This window comes from Actinomadura sp. NPDC000600, assembly GCF_040492135.1.
GTDB lineage: Bacteria > Actinomycetota > Actinomycetes > Streptosporangiales > Streptosporangiaceae > Spirillospora.
Window position 1 is genome coordinate 70,648 of record NZ_JBEUPD010000028.1, and the last position, 11,818, is coordinate 82,465.

General features: G+C 74.6%; 11 protein-coding genes. 6 read left to right on the plus strand and 5 right to left on the minus strand.

The genetic code is table 11. The annotated features are described in order from the left end of the window. Positions 1–103 precede the first annotated feature (103 nt). Together ABWI07_RS31895 and ABWI07_RS31900 are read left to right on the plus strand one after the other, a co-directional pair. Positions 104–1,231: an exonuclease SbcCD subunit D gene (locus ABWI07_RS31895; protein ID WP_149263708.1), complete on the plus strand. Its 1,128-nt coding sequence runs from the start codon at positions 104–106 to the stop codon at positions 1,229–1,231. Beyond that, entirely contained in the window at positions 1,228–4,251 is a 3,024-nt protein-coding gene (locus ABWI07_RS31900; RefSeq protein WP_353820838.1) for an AAA family ATPase, read from the plus strand. Before ABWI07_RS31895 ends, ABWI07_RS31900 begins: the two co-directional genes overlap by 4 nt. Positions 4,252–4,273: 22 nt before the next feature. Here ABWI07_RS31900 and ABWI07_RS31905 read toward each other — a convergent pair whose 3' ends face one another. Then, positions 4,274–4,642 (minus strand): PH domain-containing protein, encoded by a 369-nt coding sequence (locus tag ABWI07_RS31905; RefSeq protein WP_149263706.1) that lies wholly within the window; start codon positions 4,640–4,642, stop codon positions 4,274–4,276. A 47-nt stretch (positions 4,643–4,689) separates the two neighbouring features. After that, positions 4,690–5,142 (minus strand): MarR family winged helix-turn-helix transcriptional regulator, encoded by a 453-nt coding sequence (locus ABWI07_RS31910; protein ID WP_200842323.1) that lies wholly within the window; start codon positions 5,140–5,142, stop codon positions 4,690–4,692. Between the two features lie 112 nt (positions 5,143–5,254). On the opposite strand from ABWI07_RS31910, the gene ABWI07_RS31915 reads away from it, so the two are divergent. Next, on the plus strand, positions 5,255–6,256 hold the full coding sequence (locus ABWI07_RS31915; protein WP_353820840.1) for an SMP-30/gluconolactonase/LRE family protein: 1,002 nt from the start codon (positions 5,255–5,257) through the stop codon (positions 6,254–6,256). Between the two features lie 23 nt (positions 6,257–6,279). On the opposite strand, the gene ABWI07_RS31920 is transcribed toward ABWI07_RS31915, so the two are convergent. The 3 genes from ABWI07_RS31920 to pdhA are packed head-to-tail and all read right to left on the minus strand — an operon-like array spanning position 6,280 to position 9,783. Beyond that, positions 6,280–7,662: a dihydrolipoamide acetyltransferase family protein gene (locus tag ABWI07_RS31920; RefSeq protein ID WP_353820841.1), complete on the minus strand. Its 1,383-nt coding sequence runs from the start codon at positions 7,660–7,662 to the stop codon at positions 6,280–6,282. Further along, on the minus strand, positions 7,659–8,675 hold the full coding sequence (locus tag ABWI07_RS31925) for an alpha-ketoacid dehydrogenase subunit beta (protein WP_353820842.1): 1,017 nt from the start codon (positions 8,673–8,675) through the stop codon (positions 7,659–7,661). The genes ABWI07_RS31920 and ABWI07_RS31925 overlap by 4 nt, the downstream gene beginning before the upstream one ends. Position 8,676: 1 nt before the next feature. Next, complete coding sequence (gene pdhA, locus ABWI07_RS31930; protein WP_353820843.1) at positions 8,677–9,783, minus strand: pyruvate dehydrogenase (acetyl-transferring) E1 component subunit alpha; 1,107 nt, start codon at positions 9,781–9,783, stop codon at positions 8,677–8,679. A 120-nt stretch (positions 9,784–9,903) separates the two neighbouring features. Here pdhA and ABWI07_RS31935 point away from each other — a divergent pair, with 120 nt between their 5' ends. The 3 genes from ABWI07_RS31935 to paaB all read left to right on the plus strand — a co-directional run bounded on the left by ABWI07_RS31935 (position 9,904) and on the right by paaB (position 11,811). Next, entirely contained in the window at positions 9,904–10,413 is a 510-nt protein-coding gene (locus ABWI07_RS31935) for an Lrp/AsnC family transcriptional regulator (protein WP_353820844.1), read from the plus strand. Positions 10,414–10,543: 130 nt separating this feature from the next. After that, a complete protein-coding gene (paaA, locus tag ABWI07_RS31940) occupies positions 10,544–11,533 on the plus strand; it encodes a 1,2-phenylacetyl-CoA epoxidase subunit PaaA (RefSeq protein ID WP_149263700.1) in 990 nt (329 codons plus the stop codon). Then, positions 11,530–11,811 (plus strand): 1,2-phenylacetyl-CoA epoxidase subunit PaaB, encoded by a 282-nt coding sequence (paaB, locus tag ABWI07_RS31945; protein WP_089315753.1) that lies wholly within the window; start codon positions 11,530–11,532, stop codon positions 11,809–11,811. Before paaA ends, paaB begins: the two co-directional genes overlap by 4 nt. Positions 11,812–11,818 lie beyond the last annotated feature (7 nt).

Genomic DNA, 11,818 nt, shown 5'->3' on the forward strand with positions numbered 1-11,818 from the left:
GGAGCGCCGCGCCCGCGGACGCCACCGCCCACGGAGATCGTTTGAGGCGACTCGGCGTTTCTGCGCCGGATGTGTCGGAGGGGGTGCCTATGGTTGCTGCGACATGCGAATCCTGCACACCTCCGACTGGCATCTCGGCAGATCGTTCCACCGCGAGGACCTGCTGGCCGCACAGGCGGCGTTCGTCGACCACCTGGTCGAGACCGTCGAGGCGGAGCGGGTCGAGTGCGTGCTGGTCTCCGGGGACGTCTACGACCGGGCCCTGCCCGCCGTCGACGCCGTCCGGCTGTGCGACGAGGCCCTGAAGCGGCTCGCCGACCGCACCCGGGTCGTCGTCATCGCGGGCAACCACGACTCCGCGCGCCGCCTCGGCTTCGGGTCGGGGCTGATGGACGCCGCCGGCGTGCACGTCCGCACCGAATTCGCGACCGTGGGGGAGCCCGTCGTCGTGGGCGACGCCGCGATCTACGGCATCCCCTACCTGGAGCCCGAGCTCGTCCGCCACCCGTGGGAGCTGGACGAGCGCAGCCACGCCGCCGCGCTCACCGAGGCGATGCGCCGCGTCCGCGCCGACGCCGCGCGCCGCGACGAGCTCTCGGTCGTGCTCGCGCACGCGTTCGTCACCGGCGGCGAGTCCAGCGAGAGCGAGCGCGACATCTCCGTCGGCGGGTCCTCGCAGGTGTCGGCGTCGGTGTTCGACGGCGTCGACTACGCGGCGCTCGGCCACCTGCACGGCCGCTGGAGCATCACCGACCGCGTCCGCTACTCGGGCTCCCCGCTGGCGTACTCGTTCTCCGAGGAGAAGCACGTCAAGGGCTCCTGGCTGGTCGACCTGCGCGCGGACGGCGTCGCCGCGGAGTTCGTGGAGGCGCCCGTCCCGCGTCGCCTCGCCCGGGTTCGGGGCCGCCTCGACGACCTGCTCACCGACCCGTCCTACGACGAGCTCGAAGACCGCTGGCTCCAGGTCACGCTGACCGACGAGCGCCGCCCGTCCGCCGCGATGGAGCGGCTGCGCCGCCGGTTCCCGCACACGCTCGTCCTCGGCTTCGAGCCCGAGGGCGGCGGCGCGGACGGCGCCCGCACGTGGTCGGGCCGCGTCCGCGAGCGCTCCGCCCTCGACGTCGCGGGCGACTTCGTCGCCGAGGTCACCGACGGGCCCGCCACCGACGCCGAGCGCGCGCTTCTGCACGAGGCCTTCGAGGCGTGCCGCCGGAAGGAGGCCATGGCGTGAGGCTGCACCGGCTGGAGATCGCGGCGTTCGGGCCCTTCTCGGGGACGGAGGTCATCGACTTCGACGCGCTGTCCGACGCCGGGCTGTTCCTCATCCAGGGCCGGACGGGCGCGGGCAAGACGAGCATCCTCGACGCGGTCTGCTTCGCGCTCTACGGCCAGGTCCCCGGCGTCCGCAACGCGGTCAAGGGACTGCGCAGCGACCACGCGCCGCCCGGCGCCGGGCCGCGCGTGGTGCTGGAGACGACCATCCGGGGCCGCCGCATGCGCATCACGCGCTCGCCCGCCTGGGAGCGTCCCAAGCTGCGCGGGTCCGGGACGACGACCGAGCACGCCAAGGTGATCCTGGAGGAGTTCGAGCACGGCGCGTGGGTGGGTCTCAGCACCCGGATCGACGAGGCGGGCGACCTCGTGTCGGGGATGCTCGGAATGACCGCGGTCCAGTTCTGCCAGGTGGCGATGCTGCCGCAGGGGGAGTTCGCCGGGTTCCTGCGCGCCGGCGCCGAGGAGCGCCGCAAGGTGCTGGAGCGGCTGTTCGCCGCCGAGGTGTTCGCCCAGGTCGAGAAGTGGCTCGCCGACCGGCGCGCCGCGACCGGCCGGGAGGCCGCCGAGCTCGGGGCGCGCGCAGTCTCGATCGCCGACCGGATCTGCGAGACGACCGGCGCCGCGTCGCCGCGCGGGCCCCGTCCGGCCGTCCCGGCGCCCCGCCGCGGGGAGCCCGTGGTCGAGCCGTTCGCCGAGGTGGAGGCGCTGCCCGCGTGGGCCGCCGAGCTGGCGGGCGGCCAGGAGGACGTCCGCGCGGTCGTCGAGGAACTGCGCGCGGGCGTCGCCGCCGCCGCGCACGCGGCGCGCGCGGCGCTGGAGGAGGCGAGGGCGCTCGCCGACCGGCGGCGCCGCCACGCCGACGCGCTCGCCAGGCGCGACGCCCTGGCCCAGCGTGCGGAGGAGAAGTCGCGGCTGGCCTCGCGGCTCGACGCCGCCGCCCGCGCCGACCGGGTCGTCCCGCTGGTCAGGGACGTCCAGGCCCGGCACGGGGAGGCGGCCCGCGCCCGGCGCTGGGCCGAGGAGACCCGCTCCCGGGTCGCGGCGCTGCTGCCGCCGAAGGCGCCGCAGGACGTCCTCGCCAAGGCCGAGCGCCAGCGCCGCGACGAGGTCGCCGCGCTGGAGGGCCGCCGTGCCGCCGCCGCCCGCCTCCGCCAGATCGGCCGCGACCGCGAGGCGCTGGCCGGGGAGCTGCGGCGGCTGGAGCCCGAGGACGCGCGGATCCGCGCCGCCCTCGCCGAACTGCCCGCGCTAGTGGAAGGGCGCCGCGCCGAGCTGGACGAGGCCCGGCTCGCCGCCGCCGGGCGCTCCGGCGCCGCGGCCGCCGTCCAGGACGCCGGGCGCCGTCTCGACGCGGCGCAGCGCCGCGACCAGGTGGAGCACCGGCTCGCCGAGGCGGAGGCCGGGTACCGGACGGCGGTCGACGCCGCCCAGGACGCCCGCCAGCGTGTCCTCGACCTCCGCCAGGCGCGGCTCGACGGCATGGCCGCCGTCCTCGCCGAGGAGCTGGTGGACGGCGAGCCCTGCCGGGTCTGCGGCTCCACCGAGCACCCGGCCCCCGTCACCTCGCTCGCGATCATCCCGACCGAGGAGCAGGTGGAGGAGGCGCAGGCGGAGGCCGACGGCGCCCAGGACGTCCGGGAGCAGGCCGCGACCGCGGTCGGGGAGCTGCGCACCGAGCGCGACAAGCTGCTGGAGATCGCCGGCGAGGCGGACGCGGACGCCCTCGCGGCCGAGCTCGCCGAGGCGCAGGCGGCGCTGGCGGCGGCGGAGGCCCGCGCGGCCGAGGCCGAACGCCTGGAGGCGGAGCTGCACCGGCACGAGCAGGAGCTCGACCGTGTCCGCACCGCGCAGGAGGAGACCGGCCGGGCCCTCACCGAGAACCGCACCCACGACCGGGAGCTGGCCGCCGAGCAGGCCAGGCTCGCCGCCGAGCTGGACGAGGCGCGCGGCGGCGACCCGACGCTGGAGGCCCGCATCGCCAGGCTCGGCGAGGAGGCCGACGCGCTCGCCGCGGCCGTCGAGGCGGTCCGCGCGCACGGGCGCGCCGACGAGGAGCTGGCCGCCGCCCGCGCGAAGGCGGGGCAGGAGGCCGCGGAGCAGGGGTTCCGCACGCCGGAGGAGGTCCTCGAAGCCGCGCTCTCCGACGAGGACCAGGGCGTCCTGCGCGACCGGGTCCGCAAGCTCGACGACGAGGAGGCCGAGGTCCGCGCCCTGCTCGCCGACCCGGAGCTGGTCGCGGCCGCCGCCGCGCCCGCCCCCGACCTGCCCGCCCTGGAGGCGGCGGTCGCCGCGGCCGACGCGGCGCACACCGGGGCCGCGAACGCGGCCGACCGCGCGCGGCACCGCTGCGAGCGCCTCGCGGAGCTGCGCATGGAGCTCGCCGCCGCCGTCGGCGAGTGGCGCCCCGCCGCCGCGCGCCACGAGGTCGCCGAGCGGCTCGCGGGCCTCGCCTCGGGCAAGCACGCGGCGAACCGGCACTCCATTTCGCTGTCGGCGTACGTGCTGGCCGCCCGCCTCGAACAGGTCGTCGCCGCCGCGAACGAGCGGCTGCACCGCATGTCCGGGGGCCGCTACGCCCTCGTCCACACCACCGACAAGGCTGCGGGCGACCGCTCCAAGGGCGCCGGGGGCCTCGGCCTGCGCGTCGCCGACTCCTGGACGGGCCTGGAGCGCGACCCGGTGACCCTGTCGGGCGGCGAGTCGTTCATCAGCTCGCTGGCGCTGGCGCTCGGGCTCGCCGACGTCGTCACCGCCGAGGCGGGCGGCACCGAGATCGGCACCCTGTTCGTCGACGAGGGGTTCGGCACGCTCGACGAGGAGACCCTCGACGAGGTCATGGACGTCCTCGACGGCCTGCGCGACGGCGGCCGCGCGGTCGGCATCGTCAGCCACGTCGCCGAGCTGCGCGCCCGCATCCCCGCCCAGCTCCGCGTCACCAAGGACCGCGCCGGCTCCACCGCCGCGGTCGTCGTCTGACGCGGGCGCCGGTCGGAGCCGGTCAGCCGGAGATGTACTGCAGGATCACGTTGTGCACGTGGTGGCTCTTGTCGGCGCCGCGGAACTCGACCTCGTAGGTGTGGGTGCCGACGTTGATCGCGATCGAGCCGGTGGAGAAGTAGGACCCGGCCCACGACTTGTTGCTGACCACGCTCACCGAGGTGATCCTGGAGTAGGGGATGCTGGTGATCGCGTACTTCTTGCCGGCGAAGCTGCGGTCCTGGACGATCACCCGGCGGTCGGTGAGCCCGATGAACCCGGTGCCCGTGCCGACGGCGTCGTAGACGGCGATGATCTGCTCGCCGGGCAGCAGCCCGCTCTCGATCTGCTTGAGCTGCCCCGACCTGTCGTGCTCGACCCCGTCTCCCATGGCTCCTCCGGTGCTCGTGGCATTCGTCCCGTTCCGTAGCGAGTGTCTCAGCCGCCGGGGGTGGACCGGGCGGCTTCCAGGAAGCCGACGCACCGGCCGAGCAGTTCGATCAGCGTCGCCCGCTCGGCCTCGGTGAACTCGGCGGCGAGCCCCCGCTCGACCTTGACCGCGCGGACGTCGGCCCTCTCCAGGACCGCCGCGCCCTCGGCGGTGAGCCGCGTCTCCAGGATGTTGCGGTGCCACTCGTGCGGGGTCCGCTCGATCAGCCCGCGCTCCTGGAGGTTCTTCAGGACGGTGTTCATCGTCGGCGGGGTGACCGCGCACGCCCTGGCCAGCGCGGCGGCCGACATGCCCGGGTTGTCGGCGAGGTGGAGCAGGGCCGCGTACTGGGGGACCGTGAGCCCGCTCGGCTTGATCGCCGCCTGCTTGGCGCCGTTGAGCGCCTGCTCCGCGCGCTTGAGGTGGGAGCCGAGCCGCTCCGGGACGGGCAACGAGGTCATGCCCGCATGGTATCGAGCCTGTTCAGCCTTCCGACAGAAGACCGTTGACGAGCATTAGGGTTCTAACTATCGTATGTACGCGTCCTAACGAGCTAACTCGAACGGAGAAACAATGACGCGCATCCAGCGCACCACCGCGGCCGCGGCCGCGGCGCTCGCCGTCGCGGTGCTGCCCGCGTCCCTGGCCGCCGCCCCGCCCGCCGCCGCCGCGCGGGCGGCCGCCGCGCGGATCTCCACCGCCTACGTCCTGCCGGGCGACCGCGTGTACCCCGAGGGCATCGCCGCCGACCCGCGCGGCGGCGCGATGTACGCCGGGTCCTTCGCCGACGGCACCGTCTACCGGATGCGTCCGGGGCACCGGACGGCGGAGGTGTTCCTGCCCGCGGGGGCGGACGGCCGCCGCACCGCGAACGGGTTGAAGGTCGACTTCGCGGGACGGCTGTGGGTCATCGACTCCACGTCCGGCGTCGCGGTCTACGACGCACGGAGCCGCGCCCTGCTGGCGCGGTTCGTCGTTCCCGGCGACGGCGCCCGGTTCGTCAACGACCTCGCCGTCGCCCCGGACGGCGCCGTCTACCTGACCGACAGCACCCGTGCCGTCGTCTACCGGGTCACGCCGCACGACCTGGACGCCGCCAGGGGAGGGATCGGCACGCTCGCGCCGGCCTTCGACCTGAGCGGCGTCCTGGAGCCGCACAAGCCGACCGACTTCACGCTGAACGGGATCGTCGCCGACCCCGCGGGCCGGTTCCTGCTGACCGACGACATGCTCGGCGGCGACCTCTACCGGCTGGACCCGGCGACCGGCGCCGTCCGCAAGGTCGCGCTGAGCGGCGGCGACATGCACAACGCCGACGGCCTCGAACTCCAGTACGGGCGCCTTTGGACGGCCAACAACGTCGACAACGTCCTCACCCGCTGGCGCGTCGCGCGGGACGGGACGAGGGCCCGCCTCGAGCGCACGCTGGCGGACCCGTCCCTCCAGCTCCCGACGACGCTCGTCCGCCGCGACGGGACGCTCTACGTCGTCCGCTCGCAGTTCGACAAGGGCGGCCCGCTCGGCGACGGCACCCCGGAGATCCCGTTCACCGTCGCTGCCGTCCGGGGCCTCTGACCGCCGCAGTCACGGGCCCGCCGTCACAGGTTCGTGAGCAGGACCGCGGGGTTCTCCACGCAGTCGGCCACGAACCGCAGGAACCCGCCCGCCGCGCCGCCGTCGCAGACCCGGTGGTCGAACGTCAGCGAGAGCTGGGTGATCTTGCGGGGCACGACCGCGCCGCCGACCACCCAGGGGCGGTCGATGATCCGGCCGACGCCGAGCAGCGCCGCCTCCGGGTGGTTGATGATCGGGGTGGAGCCGTCGACGCCGAAGACGCCGTAGTTGTTGAGGGTGAACGTGCCGCCGGTCAGCGCCTCGGGCGGCAGGCCGCCCGAGCGCGCGAGGCCGGTGAGCCGGGCCAGCTCCGCGGCGAGCTGCGCGGTCGTCATCAGGTGCGCGTCCCGGACGACCGGCACGACGAGGCCGCGTTCGGTCTGCGCGGCGAAGCCGAGGTTGACGTGCCCGTACCGGACGATCTCCTGCCGGTCGGCGTCGACCGAGGAGTTCAGCTCGGGGAACTCCGCCAGGCCCGCCAGGCAGATGCGGGCCAGGATGGCCAGCAGCCCGATGCCGGCGTCCGGGCGGGTCCGCCGCAGCGCGTCCTTGGCCTCGACAAGGGCGGTGGCGTCGGCGTCCACCCAGGTCGTCGCGTCCGGGATCTCGCTGCGGCTGCGGGTGAGCTTGTCGGCCACCGCGCGGCGGAGCCCGCGAAGCGGGATGCGCTCGGGCATCGGACGGGCGGCCGGCGCCGGCGCCTCGGCGGGCGCCGGCGTCCCGGCGGCGTCGGCGAGGGCCTGCTCGACGTCGCGGCGAAGGATCACGCCCTGGGGCCCGGTGGCCGGGATGCCGGCGAGGTCGAGCCCGTGCTCGCGCGCCATCCTGCGGACGAGCGGGGAGATCACGCGTGGGGCCTCCGCCGGGCGGGGAGGCGGTGCCGGGGCCACGGGCGCGGGAGCCGCCGCGGGGGCGGCCGCCGCCGGGGCCTTCGGTCCGCCCGCGCGGCGGCGTCCCCGCCGACCGGGCCCGTGCCCGGTGCCGTAGCCGATCAGGACGTTGCCGGAGCCGGCCTGCTCCTCCTCGCGGTACTGGGCCGCGTCGGGGTGGAGGTCCGGGGCGGGGCGCACGGCCGCGACCGGCGCCGTGCCGGACCCCGCGTCGGAATCCGCGCCGGCCGGGCCGACCTCGATGAGCGGTTCGCCGACCGCGAGGATCGCGCCCGCCTCCGCGTGCAGTTTCAGGACGGTCCCCGCGAAGGGGACGGGCACCTCCACCGCGGCCTTGGCGGTCTCGACCTCCACCACGACCTGGTCGACCTCGACGGTGTCGCCCGCGGCGACCTTCCATTCGATGATCTCGGCCTCGGTCAGGCCCTCGCCGAGGTCGGGCAGCCGGAACACCTGCCGGGTCGCGGCGGCGGTCATGAGGCCTCCCTGTCCAGGTGCAGGAGGTCGGGCGTGTCGTCGAACTGGAGCCGGTCGACGGTGTCGAGGACGCGGTCGGCGTCCGGCAGGTGCGAGTGCTCCAGCTTCGGCGGAGGGTAGGGGATGTCGAAGCCGGAGACGCGCAGCACCGGCGCGGCCAGCGAGTGGAAGCAGCGCTCCTGCACGCGGGCCGCGATCTCCGCGCCCACGCCCGCGAAGCCCTGGGCCTCCTGGACGACCACGCAGCGGCCCGTCTTGCGCACCGAGGCGGCGACGGTCCCGTCGTCGAACGGGACGATGGTGCGCAGGTCCACCACCTCCAGGTCGCGGCCCTCGCGCGCGGCGGCCTCGGCGGCCTCCAACGCAACCGGGACGCTCGGCCCGTAGGCGACCAGCGTCGCGTCCCGCCCCTCGCGGCGCACCTCGGCGCGCCCGAACCCGGCGGCGCGGCGGTTCTCGCGGTCGGCCTCGCCCTTGGCCCAGTACAGCCGCTTCGGCTCCATGAAGACGACCGGGTCCGGGTCGGCGATGGCGTCGCGCAGCAGCCAGTACGCGTCGTCGGCGGTGGCCGGCGTGACGACCTTCAGGCCCGGCGTGTGGGCGTAGTAGGCCTCGCTGGAGTCGCAGTGGTGCTCGACGCCGCCGATGCCTCCCGCGTAGGGGATGCGGATCACCATCGGCAGCGACAGGCGGCCGCGGGTGCGGTTGCGGAACTTGGCCACGTGCGAGGCGATCTGCTCGAAGGCGGGGTAGGCGAAGGCGTCGAACTGCATCTCCACCACGGGCCGGAAGCCGCCCATCGCCATGCCCACGGCCAGGCCGACGATCCCCGACTCGGCCAGCGGGGTGTCGAAGCAGCGGTCCTCGCCGAAGTCGCGGGTCAGCCCGTCGGTGATGCGGAAGACCCCGCCGAGCGGGCCCACGTCCTCGCCGAAGACCAGGACCCGCTCGTCCTCGGTGAGCGCGTCCCGCAGCGCGGTGTTCAGCGCCTGCGCCATCGTCATCGCGGGCATGTCAGTCCTCTCCGGGCATCATCTCGGACGCCAGCAGGGCGCGCTGCTCGCGCAGCTGCGGCGTGGGTTCGGCGAAGACGTGGTCGAACAGCTCGAACGGGTCGGCCTCCGGGTCGGCGGCCATCCGGTCGCGCAGCCGCGCGGCGTACTCCTCGGCGGCCTCGTGCGCCGCGGCGACGTCCTCCGCGGAGAGCAGGCCGCGCCCGCGCAGGTGCGTCTCCAGCCGCGCGAGCGGGTCGGCGGCCTCCCATCGCGCGACCTCCTCGTCCTCGCGGTACCGGGAGGCGTCGTCGGCGTTGGTGTGGGAGTCCATGCGGTAGGTGTGCGCCTCGACCAGGAACGGGCCGCCGCCGGAGCGGGCGTGCTCGACGGCGGCCGTCAGGACCGAGAGCACCGCGACCAGGTCGTTGCCGTCCACCTGCTCGGACCGGATGCCGTACCCGACCCCCTTGTAGGCCAGCGCGGGCGCGGCGGTCTGCTTGGCCAGCGGCACCGAGATCGCGTACTTGTTGTTCTGGACGAAGAACACCACGGGCGCGCGCAGGACCCCGGCGTAGTTGAGCGCCTCGTGGAAGTCGCCCTCGCTGGTCCCGCCGTCGCCGACGAACGCCATCACCACGCCGTCCTCGCCCTTGCGGCGCATGGCGTCGGCCATGCCCACGGCGTGGATCGTCTGGGTGGCCAGCGGCGTGCACTGGGGCGCGACGCGCGTGGCCACGGGGTCGTAGCCGCAGTGCCAGCCGCCGCGCAGCAGCGTGAGGACCTCGACGGGGTCCATGCCGCGGGCGACCAGCGCCACCGAGTCGCGGTACGTCGGGAACAGCCAGTCGTCCTCGCGCAGCGCGAGCACCCCGGCGACCTGGCAGGCCTCCTGACCGCGGCTGGACGGGTAGACGGCCAGCCGGCCCTGCTTGGTCAGCGCGGTGGCCTGCCGGTCGAAGCGGCGGCCGAGCACCATCCGGCGGTAGGCCTCGACCAGCGCGCCGTCCTCCGGCGCCTTGTATCCGGCGGGCGCTCCGGCGTCCGTGCCGTCCTCGGCGACGAAGCGCACCGGGACGGGGGAGGGGAGAAGGCCCTCGGCCTCCTGGTGAGGTGTCCGCACGGACATGGCGCCGCTCCCTTCCTGTGGACGGTTGTCGGTTCGATCGTCCGCTCGGACGACGATCTGCTCAAGACATCAGGCACAATGGGCGACAAATGGCTTGTTCGGCGGCTATGGGGGCACCAATTGTCATCGGAGGCGGGGGCTGAGGGCATCCGGCCCGGACGTTCTGCCGCGCGGCTGGACGCCGTGGACCGCGCGATCATCGCCGAGCTGCTGCGCGACGGCCGGATCTCGGTGCGGGCGCTGGCCGAGCGCGTGCACGTCTCGCGCGCCAACGCCTACGCGCGGCTGACCCGCCTGACGGACGAGGGCGTGATCACCGGCTTCACCGCGGAGCTCGCCCCGCACAAGGCCGGCCTCGGCACCAGCGCGTACGTCTCGGTCACCATCGAGCAGAACTCCTGGCGCTCGGTCTCGGCCCGGCTCCAGGACACCCCCTACGTCGAGCACTTCGCGATGGTCGGCGGCGACTACGACGTCCTGGCCCTGGTCAGGGCCCCGGACAACGAGGCGCTCAGGCACGTGGTGCTGGAACGCATCCAGGACATCCCCGGCGTCCGGGCGACGCGCACCTGGCTGGTCTTCGACGAGGCGCGGGGCCGGGGAGCGCAGTGGGAGAGCTGGGACGACTGAGGTCCCGGCCGTCCCGCGGGCCGGGCGTGCCGCCCTTCTTGCACCCTCGCGCGGCCTGTGTCACGCTGAATACAGACCGCTCGGTCAGTAAATAGGCCGAGTTCAGCCGGGTCCCCAGCGGGAGGAGCCCATGACGACGACGCCGCAGGCCGCGCCGCAGCCGGCGCCCGCCGAGCAGTTCGAGGCGACGATCGCGCGCAACGACCGGATCGAGCCGCGCGACTGGATGCCCGACGCCTATCGCAGGACGCTGGTCCGGCAGATCGCCCAGCACGCGCACTCCGAGATCATCGGGATGCAGCCGGAGGGCAACTGGATCACCCGGGCCCCCTCGCTGCGCCGCAAGTCGATCCTGCTGGCCAAGGTCCAGGACGAGGCCGGCCACGGCCTCTACCTCTACTCGGCGTGCGAGACCCTCGGCGTCTCCCGTGCCGAGCTGACCGAGATGCTCCTCACCGGCCGGCAGAAGTACTCCTCGATCTTCAACTACCCCACGCTCTCCTACGCCGACGTCGGCACCATCGGATGGCTGGTGGACGGCGCGGCGATCTGCAACCAGGTCCCGCTGTGCCGGACGTCCTACGGCCCCTACGGCCGGGCGATGATCCGCATCTGCAAGGAGGAGTCGTTCCACCAGCGGCAGGGCTACGAGCTGCTGATGACGATGATGCGCGGCACCGACGAGCAGCGCCGGATGGTCCAGGAGTCGGTGAACCGGTTCTGGTGGCCGTCGCTGATGATGTTCGGGCCCCCGGACGCGAACTCGCCGAACTCCGAGCGGTCCATGGCGTGGGGCATCAAGCGCAACAGCAACGACGAGCTGCGCCAGCGCTTCGTCGACATGACCGTCCCGCAGGCCGAGGCCCTCGGCGTCACGCTCCCGGACCCCGACCTGCGGTGGAACGAGGAGCGCCAGGCCCACGACTTCGGCGAGCCCGACTGGTCGGAGCTGTCGGCCGTCATCAAGGGCGAGGGCCCCTGCAACGCACAACGGCTGGCGCACCGCCGCCGCGCCCACGAGGAGGGCGCGTGGGTGCGCGAGGCGGCGACCGCCTTCGCGCGCAAGCAGGCGGCCCGGAGCAGTGCGGACGCAGGGCGCGAGGAAGGAGCCGAGGCATGAGCGAGTGGCCGCTCTACGAGGTGTTCGTGCGCGGCAAGCGCGGCCTCAACCACGTGCACGTCGGGTCGCTGCACGCCCCCGACGACGAGATGGCCGTCCGGCACGCGCGCGACGTGTACACGCGCCGCAACGAGGGCGTGAGCATCTGGGTGGTGCGGTCGGACGCCATCACCGCGTCCAGCCCGGACGAGAAGGACCCGCTGTTCGCCCCCAGCGGCGACAAGGTGTACCGGCATCCGACGTTCTACGAGATCCCCGAGAACGTCCCCCACATGTGAAGGCCGC

Coding starts and splice junctions, on each gene's coding strand:
- paaB (WP_089315753.1), top strand. CDS start 11,530: ATGAGCGAGTGGCCGCTCTACGAGGTGTTCGTGCGCGGCAAGCGCGGC.
- ABWI07_RS31905 (WP_149263706.1), bottom strand. CDS start 4,642: ATGGGAGACGGGGTCGAGCACGACAGGTCGGGGCAGCTCAAGCAGATC.
- ABWI07_RS31920 (WP_353820841.1), bottom strand. CDS start 7,662: ATGACCGCCGCCGCGACCCGGCAGGTGTTCCGGCTGCCCGACCTCGGC.
- ABWI07_RS31915 (WP_353820840.1), top strand. CDS start 5,255: ATGACGCGCATCCAGCGCACCACCGCGGCCGCGGCCGCGGCGCTCGCC.
- pdhA (WP_353820843.1), bottom strand. CDS start 9,783: ATGTCCGTGCGGACACCTCACCAGGAGGCCGAGGGCCTTCTCCCCTCC.
- paaA (WP_149263700.1), top strand. CDS start 10,544: ATGACGACGACGCCGCAGGCCGCGCCGCAGCCGGCGCCCGCCGAGCAG.
- ABWI07_RS31925 (WP_353820842.1), bottom strand. CDS start 8,675: ATGCCCGCGATGACGATGGCGCAGGCGCTGAACACCGCGCTGCGGGAC.
- ABWI07_RS31910 (WP_200842323.1), bottom strand. CDS start 5,142: ATGACCTCGTTGCCCGTCCCGGAGCGGCTCGGCTCCCACCTCAAGCGC.
- ABWI07_RS31895 (WP_149263708.1), top strand. CDS start 104: ATGCGAATCCTGCACACCTCCGACTGGCATCTCGGCAGATCGTTCCAC.